The sequence below is a fragment of the Erythrobacter sp. S158 genome (assembly GCF_057364915.1).
The window spans coordinates 2585087-2603545 of sequence record NZ_CP200279.1 but is presented as its reverse complement, the minus strand read 5'-3'; the positions used below and the strand labels follow the sequence as shown (position 1 = coordinate 2603545).

Sequence of the window (18459 nt, the reverse complement as noted above, 5' to 3'; positions counted from 1 at the left end):
ATTGAACCATGCCCACTTCCGCTCTTCACGTCGCCCGCACAGGGCTCGAGGCACAGGATGCGCGCATGCGTGTCATCGCCAACAATCTCGCCAATATCGGCACGACCGGCTTCAAGCGCGACCGCGCCGAGTTTGCGACGCTCGCCTATCAGGAGATGCGCGTTGCCGGGCAGCAATCCACGCAGCAGACCGCCTTTGCGACCGGGCTCAACCTCGGCACCGGCGTGCAGGTGACCGGCACAAGCCGGATCGAGGCGCAGGGGACGCTCAACCAGACAGGCAATTCGCTCGACCTCGCACTCGACGGGCCCGGCTTCTTCCAGGTCGAGCTGCCGGGCGGAGGCGAGATTGCTTTCACTCGCGCAGGCAACTTCACGCTGTCGCCCGAAGGTCAGCTGGTCACGACCCAGGGCTATGCGCTGACCCCGCCGATCCAGGTGCCGCAGGGCGCGCAGAATATCACCATCGCTCCCGATGGCACGGTCAGCGCAGTGCAGCCGGGACAGACCGCGCCGATCCAGATCGGGCAGCTTCAGGTCGCAAGCTTCGTCAATCCAGCAGGGCTTCGCGCGATTGGCGACAATTTCCTCGTCGAGACGGCGGCCAGCGGTCCGGTCGATGCAGGGCTTGCCGGGCAGTTCGGGCGCGGGAACATCCGCCAGGGCATGCTCGAAACCTCGAACGTCAACGTGGTCGAGGAACTGGTCGAAATGATTGAGGCGCAGCGCGCTTACGAGATCAATTCGAAGATGGTGAGCTCGGTCGACGAGATGCTTCGCAACGCGAACCAGACGCTGTGATGCTGATCATGAAACAATCCATCCGCCTCGCCTCGCTCGCGCTCGCCGCATTCTCGCTTTCGGCCTGCCTCGCCAATGGGGCCAAGCGCGAGCTGGGTTTCGCTGCCCCTCCGCCGCCGCCTGCCATGGCGCCGATCGCAGGGGCCGAATATGCGAACAAGGGTTCGATCTATCAGGCGAGCCAGGGCTATGCGCCGCTCGTCACCGGAACGCGCGCGCGGGGCCTCGGCGATATGGTCACGATCCTGCTGGTCGAAAGCACCGCCACATCGAAAAGCATAACTGGGCAGACAGACCGCTCCGGCGGCCTCGCACTTATCCCGCCCAGCGCCGGGCCGCTCGACTTTCTCAATCCCGATGCACTTAATGCTTCGGGCTCCGGGTCGTTCAATGGTTCTGGGAATGCCGCGCAGCAGAGCCAGCTGACCGGCACCGTCGCGGTCACGATTGCCGCGATCCATCCCAACGGAACGGCTGAAGTGGTTGGAGAAAAGCAAATGGCGCTTTCGCAGGGCGATGAGTGGGTCCAGTTCTCAGGTCGCATCCGGCTCGTCGATATCGACGTCGACAACACGCTGCCGTCCTCGCGCGTTGCCAATGCGCGGATCATCTACACCGGCCAGGGCGCGGTCCAGCGGGCGAGCCGTCCGGGTTGGCTGTCGCGCTTCTTCGGCTCGATTTCTCCGTTCTGAGGCGCGCGACCATGACGACATTCTCCAAATTCCTGCTCGCCCTCTTCGCAATAGTCGCATGGGCCGCGCCACAAGCCGCCCAGGCCGAGCGCATTCGCGATCTTGGCCAGTTCGAAGGGCTGCGCGCGAACCAGCTTACCGGATATGGTGTCGTCGTGGGGCTTCAGGGGACGGGCGACGATAACCTCGCCTATGTCACCGAAGCGATGCGCGGTGTCTCGGGCAGGCTGGGGCTGCAATTGCCTCCCGGCGTCAACCCGAACTTGCGCAATGCGGCCGCGGTAATCGTTACGGCTGAACTGCCCGCTTTCGCCAAGCCCGGACAGCGCATCGACATCACGGTCTCGACTCTTGGCCAAGCGCGGTCCTTGCGCGGAGGCGCGCTGGTGCTCGCGCCGCTCTACGGGGCGGACGGGCAGATCTACGCGATGGCTCAGGGCAATGTCGCGGTTGGCGGGCTGGGCGTATCGGGACGCGATGGTTCGCAGGTCTCGGTCAATGTAACGACAGTTGGACGCATAGCCGATGGCGCAACGGTAGAGCGATCGGTTGCAACCGGATTCGAGCGCGAAGGCACTTTGCGCTTCAACCTTCACCAGGCGGATTTCCTGACAGCAGCGCGCGTGCGCGATGCGATCAATGTCGCTTATCCGGGCATGGCGCGGATCGCCGACGGGGTGAGCATCGAGCTCGCGCTCCCCTTCGGTAATGACGAGCGCGCCGCTGCACTTGCCACCATAGAGATGTTGCCTGTCACCCCCGCGCCAGTCGCGGCGCGCGTGATCGTCAATTCGCGGACCGGGACCGTTGTCATAAATCAATCGGTGCGACTTGCGCCCGCCGCGATCAGTCACGGCAAGCTCGTTATCCGCATTGATGAAGCACCGCGCGTGGTCCAGCCCGAACCCTTTGGCCTTGGCGACACCGAGATCGAGGAGTCTTCCGAGATAACGGTCGAACAGCAATCCAGCCGCGTCGCGCTGATGCCGGGCGCAGCTTCCCTCAGCGAAATTGTCGATGCGCTCAATCTTTTGGGCGTGGGCGCGGCGGATCTTGTTGTCATCCTCGAGAGCCTCAAACAGGCGGGCGCCTTGCAGGCCGAAATGGTGGTCCTGTGATCGACGCCCCGCGCATCTCGCCGATCTCCGGCCCTGACCAACTCGACCCCGAGCGCCTTGCCTTGCGCGAAGCGGCTGAAGGGTTCGAGGCCATGATGGTTCGCAAGATGCTCGAGGCCGCGCGGGCCTCCAGCTTGGCCGAGGACACCCCCCTGACCGGCGGCGGGCGCCAACAGTTCGAGACCATGCGCGACGAACACTTCGCCGATATCGCCGCCCAATCCGGCACCCTCGGGTTTGCCCGGAGCATCGAGGAACAGCTTGCTCAATTCCTAGATGCGAAGGGTGAAGGGTAATGCCAACCAACCTCATATCCATCGGCAGAAGCGGCGCCGCAGCAGCCAAGGCCAGCATCGAGCTGACCGCGCAGAACATCGCCAATGCGTCGAACCCGGATTATGTCCGCCGCAGCTTGCAGCTCACGGAATTTGTCGGAGTGGCGAGGATCGACTTTCAATCGTCGAGCTCGCTTGCCGGTGTACGGATTGGCGGCATCGAGCGTCCCAACAGCGAGTTGATCCAGCGCCGCGCGCGTGACAGCGCTTCCGATCTCGCTCGTGCTGAAGCGGAACTCACCGGGCTTCGCGATGCGGAGACAGCTCTGGAGCAATCCGGCCTGTTCCGCGGGCTCGTCGATTTTGAAGCGGCTCTGAGGGTGCTGGAGGGTGATCCAACCGATCAGGCGCTGCGCGCAGGAGCGCTCGAAAGCGCTCGCCAACTGGCACAGACATTTCAATTGGCCGATTTCTCGCTCGGCAACGCACGCCAACTCGTCGAGGATGACGTCAATGTCGGGGTCGACCGGATCAACGGCGCGGCGAGCGAACTGGCGCGCATCAATCTCGAACTTGCCAATGCGCGTGAGGGCACGGCTGCGCAGGCATCCCTGCTCGACGCGCGCGATGCGGCCCTGCGCGAAATCTCGTCCGAATTCGGCATCATTGCCCGATTTGACGAGTTTGGCGCGGCCGAGGTTCGGTTGGTCGGCACACCTTCGCCAGCGGGTGAGGACGGCCTCCTATTGGTCGAAGGCGGCAAGTTCAGCGAACTCAGCGCGCAGATCGATCCCGAGGGCACGGCAAGCTTCAACTTCGGCGGCGCACCCTTTGCTCCGTTGAGCGGGGCGATGGCGGGCCGCGCATCGGCCCTGACCGATCTTGCTGGCAGGCAATCCGCGCTCGATGCGATCGCAGGCCAGACCATCGCGCAGGCCAACGCAGCGCAGGCATCGGGTGCCGCGCTAGACGGTTCGGCTGGGCAGCCGCTCTTCAGCGGATCAGATGCGGGCACGATTGAGCTTGCGCTTGCCCGCGGTGAAGACCTCGCGTTAGCGCCGGCTGGCTCGCCACCGGGAAGCCGGGACACCGCCAACCTCTCGAACGCGCTCGATGCGCTTGGTGCTGATGATGGGCCGATTGCCTCGGTCGACCGATTGCTTTTGTCCCTCTCGAGCAGGATTTCCGGCATCGAGACGACGCGCGAGGGACTGGCGATCATCAACTCGTCGGCTCAGGCCGATCTTTTGTCTGAAACCGGAGTGGATCTTGATGCAGAGGCGGCGAGCCTCATCCGGCTGCAACAGGCGTTCGAAGCCAACAGCCGCATCATCCAGGTCGCGAGCGAGCTTTTCGACACAATACTGGGGCTGAACTGATGAGCTTCGTCAGCAATTCCACCGGCGCGTTTTTCGAACGCTCGCAGACCCAGATGGGTGCGCTGCGTAAGGACGTCGAGCGCCTCCAGACCCAGATTGCGACTGGCGTTCGTATCGAGCGCGGTTCCGACGACCCTGTTGCCGCATCGCGTCTGCGGGCTCTTGCACGGCTTGAGACGCGCGGAGCGACCGAGGCGGAAAACGCGGCGCGGCTGGAACAGGACCTTGCGGAAGCGGGCAACCAGATTGAGGGCGTTGTCTCCATTCTCCAGCGCGCCCGTGAGCTCGCCGTTCTCGCAGCGAGCGACACGACGGGCGAGACCGGGCGGGCCGCGATTGCAGACGAACTCGATCAGATGTCGGAAGAGCTGTTCGCGCGCTCCAACTCGCTCTCGATCACGGGCGCGCCGCTGTTTGCGGGCACCGCTGGTGCACCCGCATTCGTGCGCGATGCAAACGGGGTCGTCACGTATAACGGCAACGGCCAGAGTGGCGCGATCCCGGTTGCGCCGGGGACCGAGATTGAGCGCGGCGTCACCGGCGCCCAATTGTTCGAATTCGACGTGGGCGGCGCGCCGACCAGCAGTTTTGCCGTCATCGCCGACCTCGCCATTGCCATGCGCGCCGCTGGCGGTGATCCGGCACAGGCCGCCCGCGATGCTTTGGCCGGGATCGATGCCGCGATCGACACGGCCAACCGAAGCCAGACAGTGATCGGCACGCGCGCAGGCTGGGTCGAGGCGATCCAGCAGGACCAGCAGACCCGCGCCATCGACGTTGCAGAGAAGCGCTCACAGATAGCGGACACCGACGTCGCCGATACGATTGTTCGTCTGCAACAGGCATTGACCGCGCTCGAAGCCAGCCAGGCAAGCTTCACGCGCGTCTCGTCGCTGACCCTGTTCAACGCGCTCTGACCTCAGCCAAGACAAGGAAGGCCAGCCATGTTCGCCGCTATCGGTATCATCGTCCTGATCGTGATGGTCTTTGGCGGCTTCACGCTGGCAGGCGGCGCCTTGGGACCGATCCTTGCCGCGCTTCCGCTCGAGATGATGATGATCGGTGGAGCGGCAATCGGCGCGGTCCTGATCGGCAACTCGATGCACGAGATCAAGCTGCTCGGCAAAGGAGTGGCGAAGGTCTTCAAGGGGCCCAAATTCACGAACGAAGACCACATCGACGCGATTGCGCTCACCAGCAAGCTGATGAAAGTGCTGCGGGCCGATGGGGCGGTCGCGCTTGAAAGCCATGTGACCGATCCGGCTAATTCGGCGATCTTCAGCGAATATCCGCGCCTTCAGAACGATCCGGTCGTAGTCGACATGATCTGCGACCCGCTTACTCTAATGGTGGTATCATCGGGTTCGCTCGACACCCACGCGATCGAAGATGTGATCGACAATGCGATCAAGTCCCAGCTTCACGAAATGGAAGAGCCAGCGCACACCATTCAATCGCTTGCGGATGCCTTCCCCGCTCTTGGGATCGTGGCTGCGGTGCTCGGCGTTATCAAGACCATGGGCGCCATCGATCAGCCGCCCGAAATCCTAGGCAAAATGATCGGAGCGGCGCTGGTCGGGACTTTTCTGGGCGTGCTCCTTGCTTACGGGTTTGCCGGACCCATGGCGAGCCGCCTGAAGCAGGTAAACACGCACGACCAGCAGATCTTTCATTCGATCAAGCAGGTCATCGTCTCAAGCCTGCACGGATATCCGCAGCCGCTCGTTCTGGAAGCAGCGCGCTCCGGCCTGCCGCCTGCGCACAGGCCCAAGCTCACCGATCTGCTCGACACGATGAGAGGGCGCTAGGGTGGCTGACGCTGATGCACCTGTCCCGCCCGCACCAATCATCGTCAAGAAGGTGACGATAGCGCAAGGCGATGGCCATCATGGCGGCGCGTGGAAGGTTGCCTATGCCGACTTCGTGACGGCGATGATGGCGTTTTTCCTGCTTCTCTGGCTGCTCGGGGCAACCGAAGAGAACCAGCGCCGAGGCATCGCAGACTACTTCGCGCCAACGCTGGTCAAGACACGCCAGCAAAGCGCGGGTGCGGACGGGATGCTGGGTGGCAGTTCGCTGACCGACGTCGACAATTATCCCAATGCGCAAGGGCAGACTGGGACCTTGTCGATCACCGTGCCACGCGGGGCGCAGGGCGGTCCGATGGAGGGCGGCGGCGATGGCGATATCGAGACAAAGCGGCTCGACCGATTGCGGGAACAGATTGACGAGGCGCTCGCCAAGCGACGCCCGATCTCGCATCTGGCACGCCAGGTAAAGGTGATGCGCGCGCCCGATGGGATCCGTATTGACCTCGTCGATGATGCCGACTTCTCGATGTTTGCACTCGGCACAACGATCCTCACGCAGGACGCGCGCGGATTGCTTGAGGTGATCGGTGAAGTGCTGGAAGCGCAGCGCACGCCGCTGATCCTTCGTGGCCACACGGATTCGCTCCCCTGGCGAGACGGTATCACAGCCAACAACTGGTCGCTTTCTGCAGGCCGGGCCGAAGCCACGCGGCAAGCCCTGATCGCAAGCGGGCTGGAAGCAGACAGGTTCGCCCGGATTGAAGGCGTCGCGGATACCGAGCCCTTGATTGCCGACAACCCCGCCGACCCGCGCAACCGGCGTATCTCGCTGCTTTTGCTTGAACAACGGCGCGAGGCGGGACGGCGGCGCGCGCCGCCAGTGAATGCAACGCAGACCGCATCGCCTGCGCAATCCTCCGTAAGGATAAGCGCCGAGGGCACCGCTCCGCGCTCGTAAACCATGTTTGCCTAGCGTTCTTTCCCGACATCCACTGGGAGAGCGCGACGCCATGAACCACACCATTCTGCCGCACGAATTACCCGGCGCCCTCGACCGAGCGCCCGAGGGCGTCAAAGTGCTCTCGCTCGATTGTTTCGATACGCTTTTGTGGCGCGATTGCCATGCGCCGACAGACGTGTTCGCCGGTCTCGATGCGCTGAGTGTGGGGCAGCGGGTGCGCGGAGAGACGCAGGCGCGCAAGCTCAAGGCCATTCGTCAAAGAGGCAGCGAGGTTGCGCTCGGCGAAATCTACGCAGAGGCCATGCCCAATGCGACCGCAGGTGAGCGCGATGCAGCGATCGCACAGGAGCTCACCTTGGAGGCGCGCACCTGCTTTGCCTATGCTCCGACGATTGAGTTGATGCGTCAGGCCAAATCGCGCGGACTTTCGATCATCATCGTCTCCGACACCTATCTCGATGCGAAACAGCTCACCCGGCTCATCGAAGATGCAGCAGGCAAAGAGGTCGCCGGGATGATGACCCGTGTCTTCGCGTCGAGCGACGCCGGAGTCTCCAAATCGCAGGGCCTTCTCGCAAAGGCGCTCAAGGCGATGAAAGTGCAAGCGGGTGAGGTGCTCCATATCGGGGACAACCCGAAGGCCGATTATGAGAGCGCACGCGCGCTCGGCATTCCCGCTCTCCACCTTTCGCAATTCAGCGATCCGGCGCGAAGCCGGATGCGGCTGGAGCGGGCCTGCGGGCAATTGGTCGGCGACCCGAATGAAGCTGTGCGCGGATTGATGCCCCAGCGCGCGTTGCTTGCCGATCAAGAGCCGCAAGTGAGCGACAAGGCAGAAGCACTCGGCCTCAGCGTGCTTGGCCCTGTCTTTCATGCCTTTGACCAGTGGCTAAGGCAGGAGGCTGAAACCCTCGGCTCGAACAGTAAGGGGCGCGTCCATTGGCTCTTCATGCTGCGCGACGGGCACTTGCCGCAGATCGTTCACGCGGCTGGCGAAGAAGCGCCAAGCACCGCGCGCATCGAGATCAGCCGGTTCACCGCAATCGCCGCCGACCTGACAACGCGCCAGGACTATGAGCGGCAATGGATGCTTGAAGCTGCGCTCAACCCGTCGACACTCGCGAGGCAAATGCTGTTCGACGAAAGCGAGATCGCGCGCATTGTCGGTGATCCCAAAGGCGAGATGGCGAAGGCTAAGGCGAGCCAGCGCCTGCATGGCGAATTGCGAAAAGGGCAGCGACAAAAGCTCACGCGCAGACGCTCACGCGAACGCGCCGAGCGGCTGATCAATCACGTGCGCCAAGCGGTCGATCCGAAGCCGGGCGATGTGCTGATGCTGGTCGATCTTGGCTACAATGGATCGGCTCAGGACCGAATTGATGCTCTGCTGGCGCAGGCGTTCGATTGCCATGTCGCCGGTCGCTACCTGTTGCTGCGCGAAATGGCTGCGAGCGGGCTCGACAAGAAGGGCCTGATCGACGCGCGCCATTTCGATCCCGAATTGCTCGAAGCGCTATGCGCCAATGTCGCAGTGCTTGAACAACTGGCCACCTGCGCGACCGGATCAGTGGTCGACTACACGAGCGAGGGCGACCCGATCCGGACGCAGAATTCGGTCAAGGGAGCGCAAAGCGAGGTGCGTGAGCGAGTGCAGAACGGCGTGGTTCAATACGCCCGCGCCGCCGCCCGCCCGCCGGTTATTCGAGAGCAAGACCCACACCGAGAGCGAGCCTTGCGCGAAGCGGCGCTCGCGACGCTCATGCGTTTCATGTTCCTTCCGGGCACCGAGGAACTCGAAGTGGTCAAGAGCTTCGAGCATGACGTCAATCTGGGCAGCGAACGCATGGTCGCCCTGTTCGACCAGGCGCACGCCCGCGCAGGGATGAGACGCCGAGGCCTGTTCTACATGAAGGGGGCAGAGCGCATGTTTCTGCCTGCGGAACTGGAAGCTGATGACATCCATACGCGCCTGTCGCTTCTCGTGCAGAAACGCTTCGCCCTTGGCCTTTCCTACACCGATGGCTCTGCGCAATCGATTGCGCTCTCGACAATCGTGATGAGCGATGGTGACGGGGCGCACACCCGTATCGAGGCGCAAAGAACGCATGAAGGCTTTTTCGCGGCAAGAGTGCCCATCCCGGCGGGTGCGAAGGCCGTTGCGCTGGTTGTGGGGGCCGTTTTCGAGTGGTTCGAGCTCGCCGAGATTTCGCTCAGTCCCATCGCCAGCCTCAAGGGCGAGACGGATATGGATCAGGAGCGCCGCAACCTCGCATCACACTTTGACGGAGCGCGCGAACACGCAGCAGGCGTCATCGAATGCACCGATCCGGGGGCAACATTGGTGGCATTTGTCCCGCCCAAGCTGGATGAAAGCGCACCGCACATGATCGAATTTGTCCTGCGCCCCCTTCGCATGCGTTCGGCTTCGACCGACGCTCTTCGACCAAACCAAACCACAAACACCATCAAGGATGCCGCCGCATGAGTGAACTGCTCATCCATTCCATGTCCGAGTTTTCGAGTGTGATTCTCCCGTGCCTCGAACAGGCAAAAGTGCGCGAGATTGTCGAGATCGGCAGCGAATTCGGCGGCATGTCCAAAGTGCTCGCCGGGTGGACGGGAGAGCGCGGTGGATCGCTGACCTGCATCGACCCCGAACCAGCTGATGGCTTTGCCAGCTGGACCGAGGAACACTCACATGTCCATCATGTCGCGCGGCCCAGTCTCGAAGCGCTGGGCGATCACGACGCAGCCGATGCCTGGTTCGTCGACGGCGATCACAATTACTACACCGTCATTCACGAATTGCAGGCAATCGACCGAATTCAGCGCGAGGCAGGCAGGCCGCTGCTGGCTTTCATGCATGACGTCTCCTGGCCGTGCGCAAGGCGCGATTTCTACTATGCCCCTGACCGGGTACCCCCCGGCTGGCGTCACCCGCACAGTTATGATCACGGCGTGCGCCTTGACGCTGACGAAGTGCTCGCAGGGCGCGGGATGCGCGGGATGGGTTCGTTCGCGGTAGCCCTTGAGATCGGGGGACCGCGCAACGGCGTGCTCACCGCTGTCGAGGACTTCCTTCGCGAAGCCGACACCAAGGAGCGTCCGCTTTTCTACGTGCATGTTCCTGCGGTCTTCGGGCTCGGGATCATCTTCGATGCATCGGCCAGCTGGTCGACGCCGATCGCAGAGTTCCTGCTTCCTTATCATGCGAACCCGTTGATTGCCCGGCTCGAGGAAAACCGGCTGCGCAACTGGCTTGAAGTGATCGATTGGCAGGATCGCTGCGCCTGAAGCGGCGGCCAAACAGCCGCTCTCCTTGATCCCGACAACACGAAACCCGGAGCCTTTCGACCCCGGGTCCCTTGTCACTCCCCGCGAAGGGAGCGTCTTGGCTCGATGGACTTACCGCAGGAGCGAAAGGACGTTCTGCTGCGACTGGTTCGCCTGTGCGAGCATCGCGGTCGACGCCTGTCCCAGGATCTGAGCCTTGGCCAGTGCGGTCGTCTCAGACGAGTAATCCGCATCTTGGATCCGCGAGCGCGCATCGGTCAGGTTGGTCGCGGTTGTCGTCAGGTTGTTGATTGCCGATTCCAGTCGGTTCTGACCTGCACCAAGCGAGGAGCGCGCCGAGTTCACATCGGACAGGATGCCATCGACATTGGTGATCGTCGTGCCAGCTTGCGTGGTATCGCTGACGTTCAGGCCGGACGCGCTGATGTTGGTTCCATCGATTGCGGTGCTGGTCAGCGTAACATTACGGCCCGCGTCGATCTGGATATCGACCGTGACGTCGCTGCCGCTGGTGGTGCTGAACAGGGTCACGCCGTTAAATTCGGTGTTTGCAAGGATATCGGTGATCTGGCCGCGCAGCTCGTCGACTTCCTGGTTCATGAATCCGCGAGCGTCCGCATCATACGTGCCGCTTGACGATTGCACGGCCAGTTCACGGATTCGCTGAAGCATATTGGTGACTTCATCGAGCGAACCTTCAGCGGTCTGCGCGAGCGCAATGCCATCACTTGCATTTCGGATACCCTGGTTGAGAGCGCGAATGTCGCTGGTGAAGCCGGTGGCGATCGAAAGACCCGCAGCATCGTCAGCTGCGCCATTGATACGCTGGCCGGTCGAAAGGCGCTCCATCGAAGTGCTAAGCATGTCGTTGGCACGCATGCTCGCGTTCTGGGCCTTGAGGGCTGAGATATTGGTGTTGATTACGGACATTGGTCAAACTCCCTTGGGATCTGAGGAAAAGTGGTCACCGCTCAAGCGACACTGCGCCGCCGTTGCTGAGAGTTAGAGCGACCATTGAGGCGGGAGTTTAAGGGGCTTTCGTGACTTATCAGGGCAGGCCCCACCGTGTCGGCACTGAAAGCACACGCGCTCTTCAGGATAAGTCCTAAGGGCAGCAACTAGGGCTTAAATTTGCTCTATCTTGGACGTGACGGCGGCAAATCATTTCCACCAGAACTTGCCGAAGGTGGAAAGCATGACAGGCCTGAACACGAGCGCCGTAACCCCGTTCCCCGTTGAACCGAGTGTTTCGCGTAGCTCAGAATTCGCTCCGGCCCAGGCACCGCATGCAGCTTTGCTCGATTCGACGTTGCCGCTCCTTTCTCAGAGCTGGCAAAAGGATCACCTGCTGATCGGCGAGAACGGCAAGTTCGTGCCGCTGAAAGGTAGCAGGCAGGCTGGCGCTCTTGCAATCAACCTTGTTCACGCGCCAAGGGCGGCGCTTTGCCGCGCTCAGGCCAGCATTGTCACGCTCGCTTATGACCCTCGTCAAAGCGCGGCCGCTCAACCGGCGCTTCTCGCGAGCGCCGCTCAGCCGGGCTGGCCGATTGCGGGCGATACCGAGAGCCTTGCGCTGCTAACTCTGGCCGAGCGGATTGCGAAAAGTGCCATCCCTGTTCTTCTCGAAGGGCCGACCGGGACTGGCAAGGAAGTGATGGCGCGCTTCGTTCACACGATAAGCGAGCGTCGTTCAGGCCCCTTCCTTGCGGTCAATTGCGCAGCCATGCCGGAGGCGATGCTCGAGGGATTGCTGTTCGGCCATCGTAAGGGCGCTTTCACCGGAGCGGGCGAGGCACGCGAGGGCCTTTTCCGCGCAGCCGATGGAGGCTCCTTGCTTCTTGACGAGATTGGTGAATTGCCGCTTGCGCTTCAGGCAAAGTTGCTGCGCACCTTGCAGGAGGGCGAAGTTCTGCCGCTTGGCGCAACGAAGCCTGTCAAAGTCGACGTTCGGATAATTGCCGCCACCAATCGCACACTGTCAGCCGAAGTGGCCAAGGGGCGTTTCCGTGAAGACCTGCTTTACCGGCTCAACGTGTTTCCGCTTTCCATCCCGGCCTTGCGCGACAGGCGCGGCGATATCGCGCCGCTCGCTTTCGGCATGTTGCTCCGCCACGCCTGTCAGCCGGGAAGCCCGACATGGATATCGGGTCAGGCCATGGCGCTGCTCGAAGCGCACCCATGGCCCGGCAATGTGCGCGAGTTGGAAAATGTCATTCGCCGCGCGATCCTGCTCGCAGGCAAAGAGGCGCGCATCGGCAGCGAACATATCGTTTTCGATCAGGCCGCGCGCGCTGCCGAGGCACCGGTGGTAGCCGCCGCTGTGCCTGTGAGCGGGCCCTCGCCAAGCTCGCTATCGGACGTCGCTTTCCGATCGGAAGCGAAGGCGATCCTGAGTGCGCTGCAAACGCATAATGGCCACCGGGGCAAGACCGCCCGCAGCCTCGGAATTTCGGAGCGGACCCTGCGGTATAGGCTGGCTTCAATGCGCGAATCCGGGCTGATCGCAGCCGGAGGTGAGGCATGAGCGGCGTCGGGGGCGCGGGCGGGCCGATGGCTTCGGTCAACCAGATCATGGCACTTCGGCAGGAGGTCCTTGGACGCAGTGAGGCACTTCAGCAGGTGCGGGCCGCAACCGGGACACAACCGATCGACGCTGCCCAGCCAGCAAGCAGCTTTGCAAATGCGCTCAATGGCGCGCTTCAGGAAGTCAGCGCTGTGCAGGCAAAATCTGGCGCGATGCAGGCGGCCTATGAGCGCGGCGAGGTCACCGATATCGCCAAGGTCATGCTGGCTCGTCAGGAAGCAGGCGTCGCATTCGAGGCCACCCTCCAAGTGCGCAACAAGCTTTTGTCCGCTTACCAGGACATCATGCGGATGGGGAGCTAGCGTAAGTGGCAGAGGCAAATCTTCCCGCTGCGGGCGTCGGCGCGATCCCGCTTGAGCAAGCGCCTTCGTTTGCGGCTGGCGACTGGCGCGAGCGAGCGCGGGCCTTCATGGCGCAACCAGCGTTTCAGCGCGCCTTGCCGGCGCTTATCGGATTGATCGCGGTCGTGGTTGCCGGTGCGCTTTACTTCGCGATTGCGCAAGGGCCGCAGCGTATCTTGTATTCCGACCTTTCTGATGTCGAGCGCGCAAAGGTCGTGCAGGCGCTCGAGACCGGCGGTATCGGCTACGCCATCGACAATTCGACCGGTGCCATAACCGTCGCAGAAACCGATCTTTATCGCGCCCGTATGCTGGTTGCGAGCGATACCGGACTTGCCGCGCCAGAAGGGGCGAGCGCGATGCTGGATGCTATCCCGCTCGGATCGAGCCGAACGCTGGAAGGCGAAAGGCTGAGACTTGCCCGTGGACGCGAATTGATGCTCACCATCCGCGAGATTGACGGGATCGAGAGCGTGCGCGTCCACCTCGCAACGCCCGAGCGATCGGCCTTCGTGCGCGAGAACAATCTGCCCAGCGCCAGCGTTATGGTGCGCCTTGTTAGCGGTCGCTCGCTTGGCCAGTCGCAGGTCGAGGCCATCGTCAATCTCGTGTCTGGCTCGGTCCCCGGTTTAACGCCGGACAAGGTTCGCGTGGTCGATCAAAACGGGCGGCTGTTATCGGCTGCGCGCGAAGAAGCCTTGGGCGGGCTCGTGCTGCAACGCGAGTTCGAAGCCAAGCTGCGCGAGCAACTGGGCACCTTGCTCGCGCCGCTTTTGGGAGAGGGCAATTTTTCAAGCCAGGTCCAGGTGGAACTGGAGCAGGAGGAATCGACGTCTGCGCGCGAAAGCTACGATCGCGAGGGCGTCATTCGCAGTGAAAGCGAACGCAGCGCGACCCGGATGGCAGCAGGTGCGGTCGGAGGGATCCCGGGTGTTGCCGCCAACACCCCGCCACCCGACGCGCAGTTGGTCGATGGTCCGCCAGAGGCAACCGCCGTCGACGGCGAGCAGGCTGCTGACCGCGATCAGGAGGTCTCAACACAGCGCAATTACGAGCTCGGTCGCGAAGTCGCAGTCACTTCCACCCGGCCAGGCGGATTGGTGAAGCTTTCGGTGGCGGTCGCGGTAAACGATGCCGCACTTGCGGCCGCAGCACCCATGACTGCCGAGCAGCTTCAATCACTCATACGTGCCGCCGTTGGCGCTGATGAGGGGCGCGGTGACACAGTAGAGGTTGTCGTGAGTGCGTTCGAGAATGCGCAGACCCAGCCGCTCGCTTTCTACGAGCAGAAATGGTTCGCTGACGTCCTTCGATATGCCACCGCGTTGATTGCCGTGCTTCTGGTTCTGCTTCTCGGCGTTCGACCTTTGGTCAAACGTTTGCGCGAGCCGATTGCTACCGCCGCTGAACCGGCGTCTGACGAAGGCGAGGGAGACAAAACAGCTTACGATCAACAGCAGATCGCCGAAGAGCCTGTCTCGGACGCATTCCCGCAGAAGGTGGAACTCGCCCGCCAGCTCGCCACCAGCCAGCCAGACCGGGCAGTCGAGGCGTTGCAACGCATGCTGGACGTTTCGGCGGAAACGAAGGCCAAGGCGAGCGCGTCATGAGCGAGGCGAACGAAATGCTTGAACAGGCACCTGACACGGTTCTGCCAGAGCGGCTTAGCAGGATCGACCGGGTCGCGGTCTTTCTGATGCTGCTCAGCGACGACGAAGCCGTCGGATTGCTTGCGCGGCTCGGGCCTGACGAACTTGAACGGATAGGCGCTTCGATGTGCTCGCTTGGCGAGATTGATCAGAGTGCGATGACCGAAGCTCTCGACGATTTCGTCTCCGAAAGCTCGCGCGAAGTGATCACCGGACAGGACCGGACCGGCCAGGTGCGTGCTCTGCTCGAGCGCTCGCTCGGCCCAACCAAGGCGGAAAGCATGATGCTGCGGATCGAGCCCGATGCCCGCCCGCGCACTATCGAAATGGCACGCTGGTTGGCCCCTTCGGTATTGCTCAAACTGGTCGAAGACGAACACCCGCAGGTGATCGCCGCGCTTCTGCTGTTGCTCGATCCCGAGCCAGCTGCGCAGGTCCTGTCCGAGTTGCCTGGCCACATTCAGCCCGGCGTGGTCGAACGGGTGGCATCGATGGGCAACGTGTCCGCCAAAGCGGTTGCAATGATCGACGACCTTCTCTCGCAGCGCATTGGGGCAAGCTTCGGAGCGAGCGCGCTCAGCGTCGGTGGCCCGCGTGAAGCTGCGCAGCTGATCAACCTTGCGGCCGGAGAAGTTCGCGGCACCGTCCTACCCGCCATCGCCCAGCGCAACGCGCCCCTGGCCGAAAAGATCGAAGAAGAGCTGTTCACGTTCGAAATGCTGTTCGACCTCGAGCCCAAGGATATGGGTGTGGTGCTGCGCGATGTAGAGAGCGAAGTGCTCATCGATGCGCTCAAGGGCATCAGCGAAGAAGAGCGCGAATTCTTCTTCCGGGCTATGTCTTCACGCGCAGCGGACGGCATCCGCGACGAGATCGAGCTTCGCGGTCGCCTGACCCGAAGCGAAGTTGACGCAGCACAGCGCAAGGTTGTCGATCTTGCGCGCAAGCTTGCCGATACGGGTGAGATCATCCTGGGAGGCGATGATGGCGAATTCGTCTGACTGGATCGATGCGCTCGAGCAGGTCGAAGCGCCAGAACAGCCCGGGGCACGCGACTGGATCAGCGCGCTTGCCGATTGCGGTGGCTTTGTTGAAGGCCTGCCATTCGCCGGCATATCGTCGCCCGTTCCACCTGTTGTGCCTCCCCCAGAAGAGGAAAAGCCTAAGGCCGAGGATGCGCCTGATCACATTGCCGAAGCCTTCGAAGCCGGCAAAGCAGAGGGAATTGCCGAGGCGCAATCCGAGCAAACCAAGACTGAAAGCGCCAGACGCGAACTGCGGCTCACTTTCCAAGCATTTGACGGGGAAGCTACAGACGCTTTCGCGGCGGAACTGGCCGAAACCGTCATGGCGCTTTGCGAGGCGGCGATTGCAGACTTTCGTGCAGATCCGGAAAGTCTCCTCGCGCGCTGCAAGATCGCTGCTGCACGCTTTGGGGCAGCTGCGAGCGATGGCCGATTTCATCTCAATCCAGCAGATCTGGAGCTGCTTGGCGATCAGGCGCTTTCAGACTGGGATGTGATCGCGGACCAAAGTGTCGAACGCTCGGGCCTTCGGTTCGAGGCCCATGATGGCACGATCAGCGACACGCCGACCGATTGGCGACGATCGATCGCTGCCGCGTTGAAGGGGTAGGCTTGTCATGCTCGACACGATGGCCCTCGAACTGGCGCGCTTTCGAGGTGCTGCAATAGAGCGCGGCCCTGTCCCCTCGGGCAGGGTCGTCGCCTGTGATGGAGGGCTCATTGAAGTTTCGGGTTTGAGCGTGCCGATCGGTTCGGTTGGCGCAATTGAGAGCGACACCGGCGACGAGCCATTGGCAGAGGTCATCGGCTTTCGGCGCGGCCATTCGCTGATGATGCTTTTGGGCGATGCGCAATTGCTGCAACCGCGTGCAAGCGTTCGCGCGATCGGTTCGCCGGGCAGCGTTCGTGTGGGCGACGCGCTTTTGGGAAGAGCCGTAGACGGGTTGGGCCAACCGATTGATGGTGGTCCAGCGATCCACGCCAGCGAAACGTGGCCGCTCCTTGGAAAACGCGAAAGCGCGCTTGCACGAAGCGGTGTCACTGAAAGCTTCGATTGCGGGGTACGGGCCGTCAATGCGCTGACGACAATGGGTGTAGGCCAGCGCATGGGCATCATCGCCGGTTCCGGCGTTGGCAAGTCGGTTTTGATCGACACCGTCGCCGCCAACGCCAAGGCTGATATCGCCATCATCGCGCTGATCGGTGAGCGCGCCCGCGAGGTCTCGGACTTTGTAACCCGGCACATGTCCGGCGCTGAGCGTGGGCGTATGGTGGTGGTGGCGGTGCCTGCAGACCATGCCCCGAACCTGCGCCTTCGCGCCGCTCAATTTGCAAGCGCGATTGCAGAGCACTTTCGCGCGAAGGGCCGGAAAGTCCTGCTAGTTCTCGACAGCCTCACCCGCGTTGCTCATGCCGCGCGCGAATTGGCGCTGGTCCTAGGCGAGCCGGGAGCGGCGCGTGGCTATCCGCCCAGCGCTCTTTCAACGATCACGCGCCTCGTCGAGCGGGCGGGTAACTGCGCGACGTCGGGCGGTTCGGTGACGGGCATTTACTCGGTGCTGGCCGATGGCGACGACACATCCGATCCCGTCGTCGACACCGCGCGAGCAATCCTCGATGGGCACCTGGTCCTGTCGCGTGAGCTCGCCCAGCGCGGCCATTATCCCGCAATCGATATTCCCGCATCGCTCAGCCGGGTGATGCACGACATTGCTTCGGCCGAGCAGCTGGAGGCGGCTCGCCGATTGCGCGCCTTGATTGCGGCGCGCGAACACAACCGTGACCTGGTCATGATGGGTGCCTATCGCGCTGGATCGGACCCAGATCTCGATTGTGCGCTTGCCCATTCGAATGCGATCGATGCGTTTCTTCAGCAACCGCGCAACGCCTGCGTCAGCATGACCCCAAGCCAGGCGCAGCTGATGGATCTGCTCGCAAAAATCGATGTGCCTCTGGTCGCCAATGCGTGAACGTGCCCGCCTGAAGTTTGCCGTACGCCAGTCCCTGCTAGCCAAAATGGCGCGGCGCGAAGCCATGGCAGGCTTCGCCGACGCTGCCCGAGAGGAATTGCGAAGCGATACGCTGGCAAAGCGCAGCAAACATTTGCTTGCACAGTATACAGACAAGCCGGGTCATGCCTGCGCGCAAGACCTACGCGACCTTCACGCTTTTGCGCATTCGCTCGGGATCGTGGCTTCGCAGGCGGAGGAAGCCCGGCACGATGCAAGCGCGCAGATGCAGTGGCATGCGCAGACCCTTGCCGAGGCTTCAGCGCGCGCAGACGCGGCTGATGACCGGCTCCTGAGTGCGAGACGCGCACTGTCAGTGGCGCTCGAGAGGCGCGAGGAAGAAACGCCCCGGCGTGTGGCACGCAAGTTGCAGACTGACCAGTAGGAAGCCGGGCACCAAGGCGCGGCACGAGAACTCGGGAATTGCGCGTGATCGACCTCAACTTTCGCCTGCTCGCTGGAACCGCGAATTACTCTGTCCAACCAGAACCCACTTTGCCCGGTGATTTGGGCGCAGAAAT

18 protein-coding genes are annotated in these 18459 nt (G+C 62.6%); 17 read left to right on the top strand and 1 reads right to left on the bottom strand.

Annotated features, from left to right (window positions below):
* Window positions 1-8: 8 nt before the first annotated feature.
* From flgG to AC0V6T_RS12630, 10 genes are read left to right on the top strand one after another with little or no spacing between them, the layout of a single operon-like run.
* Window positions 9-800 (top strand): flagellar basal-body rod protein FlgG, encoded by a 792-nt coding sequence (gene flgG / locus AC0V6T_RS12675; protein ID WP_486127397.1) that lies wholly within the window; start codon window positions 9-11, stop codon window positions 798-800.
* An 8-nt stretch (window positions 801-808) separates the two neighbouring features.
* A complete protein-coding gene (locus AC0V6T_RS12670; RefSeq protein WP_486127395.1) occupies window positions 809-1492 on the top strand; it encodes a flagellar basal body L-ring protein FlgH in 684 nt (227 codons plus the stop codon).
* Between the two features lie 11 nt (window positions 1493-1503).
* Complete coding sequence (locus AC0V6T_RS12665) at window positions 1504-2610, top strand: flagellar basal body P-ring protein FlgI (protein ID WP_486127393.1); 1107 nt, start codon at window positions 1504-1506, stop codon at window positions 2608-2610.
* Window positions 2607-2906, top strand: coding sequence for a rod-binding protein (locus AC0V6T_RS12660; RefSeq protein ID WP_486127391.1), 300 nt, complete (start codon window positions 2607-2609; stop codon window positions 2904-2906). Before AC0V6T_RS12665 ends, AC0V6T_RS12660 begins: the two co-directional genes overlap by 4 nt.
* On the top strand, window positions 2906-4264 hold the full coding sequence (gene flgK, locus AC0V6T_RS12655; protein WP_486127389.1) for a flagellar hook-associated protein FlgK: 1359 nt from the start codon (window positions 2906-2908) through the stop codon (window positions 4262-4264). The genes AC0V6T_RS12660 and flgK overlap by 1 nt, the downstream gene beginning before the upstream one ends.
* Window positions 4264-5181, top strand: a complete 918-nt coding sequence (locus AC0V6T_RS12650) for a flagellin N-terminal helical domain-containing protein (RefSeq protein ID WP_486127387.1) — start codon at window positions 4264-4266, stop codon at window positions 5179-5181. The genes flgK and AC0V6T_RS12650 overlap by 1 nt, the downstream gene beginning before the upstream one ends.
* Before the next feature lie 27 nt (window positions 5182-5208).
* Entirely contained in the window at window positions 5209-6072 is an 864-nt protein-coding gene (gene motA / locus AC0V6T_RS12645) for a flagellar motor stator protein MotA (RefSeq protein ID WP_486127385.1), read from the top strand.
* A 1-nt stretch (window position 6073) separates the two neighbouring features.
* Complete coding sequence (locus AC0V6T_RS12640) at window positions 6074-7033, top strand: flagellar motor protein MotB (RefSeq protein WP_486127383.1); 960 nt, start codon at window positions 6074-6076, stop codon at window positions 7031-7033.
* 52 nt (window positions 7034-7085) lie between these two features.
* Window positions 7086-9521: an HAD family hydrolase gene (locus AC0V6T_RS12635; protein ID WP_486127381.1), complete on the top strand. Its 2436-nt coding sequence runs from the start codon at window positions 7086-7088 to the stop codon at window positions 9519-9521.
* Entirely contained in the window at window positions 9518-10330 is an 813-nt protein-coding gene (locus AC0V6T_RS12630; RefSeq protein ID WP_486127379.1) for a class I SAM-dependent methyltransferase, read from the top strand. Before AC0V6T_RS12635 ends, AC0V6T_RS12630 begins: the two co-directional genes overlap by 4 nt.
* 111 nt (window positions 10331-10441) lie before the next feature.
* Here the strand turns inward: AC0V6T_RS12630 and AC0V6T_RS12625 are convergent, their stop codons facing one another.
* Window positions 10442-11260, bottom strand: coding sequence for a flagellin N-terminal helical domain-containing protein (locus tag AC0V6T_RS12625; protein WP_486127377.1), 819 nt, complete (start codon window positions 11258-11260; stop codon window positions 10442-10444).
* Between the two features lie 265 nt (window positions 11261-11525).
* Here AC0V6T_RS12625 and AC0V6T_RS12620 point away from each other — a divergent pair, with 265 nt between their 5' ends.
* Genes AC0V6T_RS12620 through AC0V6T_RS12590 form a run of 7 tightly spaced genes read left to right on the top strand, consistent with a single transcriptional unit; the run spans window position 11526 to window position 18323 of the window.
* The gene (locus AC0V6T_RS12620) at window positions 11526-12854 is read left to right on the top strand and encodes a sigma-54 interaction domain-containing protein (RefSeq protein ID WP_486127375.1); all 1329 of its coding nucleotides are present in this window, start codon (window positions 11526-11528) and stop codon (window positions 12852-12854) included.
* Window positions 12851-13216 (top strand): flagellar hook-basal body complex protein FliE, encoded by a 366-nt coding sequence (fliE, locus tag AC0V6T_RS12615; protein WP_007166098.1) that lies wholly within the window; start codon window positions 12851-12853, stop codon window positions 13214-13216. Before AC0V6T_RS12620 ends, fliE begins: the two co-directional genes overlap by 4 nt.
* Window positions 13217-13221: 5 nt before the next feature.
* Window positions 13222-14865: a flagellar basal-body MS-ring/collar protein FliF gene (gene fliF, locus AC0V6T_RS12610; protein ID WP_486127373.1), complete on the top strand. Its 1644-nt coding sequence runs from the start codon at window positions 13222-13224 to the stop codon at window positions 14863-14865.
* Window positions 14862-15905 carry a flagellar motor switch protein FliG gene (locus AC0V6T_RS12605; RefSeq protein ID WP_486127371.1) on the top strand — a complete coding sequence of 348 codons (1044 nt, stop codon included), beginning with the start codon at window positions 14862-14864 and terminating at the stop codon, window positions 15903-15905. Before fliF ends, AC0V6T_RS12605 begins: the two co-directional genes overlap by 4 nt.
* Window positions 15889-16539, top strand: a complete 651-nt coding sequence (locus AC0V6T_RS12600; protein ID WP_486127370.1) for a FliH/SctL family protein — start codon at window positions 15889-15891, stop codon at window positions 16537-16539. The genes AC0V6T_RS12605 and AC0V6T_RS12600 overlap by 17 nt, the downstream gene beginning before the upstream one ends.
* A gap of 7 nt (window positions 16540-16546) precedes the next feature.
* Complete coding sequence (locus AC0V6T_RS12595; protein WP_486127368.1) at window positions 16547-17899, top strand: FliI/YscN family ATPase; 1353 nt, start codon at window positions 16547-16549, stop codon at window positions 17897-17899.
* A complete protein-coding gene (locus AC0V6T_RS12590) occupies window positions 17892-18323 on the top strand; it encodes a hypothetical protein (RefSeq protein ID WP_486127366.1) in 432 nt (143 codons plus the stop codon). The genes AC0V6T_RS12595 and AC0V6T_RS12590 overlap by 8 nt, the downstream gene beginning before the upstream one ends.
* Window positions 18324-18459 lie beyond the last annotated feature (136 nt).

Excerpts from the sequence above, each read along its gene's own strand:
- AC0V6T_RS12590 (WP_486127366.1), top strand. The coding sequence starts at position 17,892 with ATGCGTGAACGTGCCCGCCTGAAGTTTGCCGTACGCCAGTCCCTGCTA.
- flgK (WP_486127389.1), top strand. The coding sequence starts at position 2,906 with ATGCCAACCAACCTCATATCCATCGGCAGAAGCGGCGCCGCAGCAGCC.
- AC0V6T_RS12625 (WP_486127377.1), bottom strand. The coding sequence starts at position 11,260 with ATGTCCGTAATCAACACCAATATCTCAGCCCTCAAGGCCCAGAACGCG.
- AC0V6T_RS12620 (WP_486127375.1), top strand. The coding sequence starts at position 11,526 with ATGACAGGCCTGAACACGAGCGCCGTAACCCCGTTCCCCGTTGAACCG.
- AC0V6T_RS12665 (WP_486127393.1), top strand. The coding sequence starts at position 1,504 with ATGACGACATTCTCCAAATTCCTGCTCGCCCTCTTCGCAATAGTCGCA.
- AC0V6T_RS12595 (WP_486127368.1), top strand. The coding sequence starts at position 16,547 with ATGCTCGACACGATGGCCCTCGAACTGGCGCGCTTTCGAGGTGCTGCA.
- AC0V6T_RS12605 (WP_486127371.1), top strand. The coding sequence starts at position 14,862 with ATGAGCGAGGCGAACGAAATGCTTGAACAGGCACCTGACACGGTTCTG.
- AC0V6T_RS12635 (WP_486127381.1), top strand. The coding sequence starts at position 7,086 with ATGAACCACACCATTCTGCCGCACGAATTACCCGGCGCCCTCGACCGA.
- motA (WP_486127385.1), top strand. The coding sequence starts at position 5,209 with ATGTTCGCCGCTATCGGTATCATCGTCCTGATCGTGATGGTCTTTGGC.
- AC0V6T_RS12600 (WP_486127370.1), top strand. The coding sequence starts at position 15,889 with ATGGCGAATTCGTCTGACTGGATCGATGCGCTCGAGCAGGTCGAAGCG.
- AC0V6T_RS12630 (WP_486127379.1), top strand. The coding sequence starts at position 9,518 with ATGAGTGAACTGCTCATCCATTCCATGTCCGAGTTTTCGAGTGTGATT.
- fliE (WP_007166098.1), top strand. The coding sequence starts at position 12,851 with ATGAGCGGCGTCGGGGGCGCGGGCGGGCCGATGGCTTCGGTCAACCAG.
- AC0V6T_RS12650 (WP_486127387.1), top strand. The coding sequence starts at position 4,264 with ATGAGCTTCGTCAGCAATTCCACCGGCGCGTTTTTCGAACGCTCGCAG.
- AC0V6T_RS12670 (WP_486127395.1), top strand. The coding sequence starts at position 809 with ATGAAACAATCCATCCGCCTCGCCTCGCTCGCGCTCGCCGCATTCTCG.
- flgG (WP_486127397.1), top strand. The coding sequence starts at position 9 with ATGCCCACTTCCGCTCTTCACGTCGCCCGCACAGGGCTCGAGGCACAG.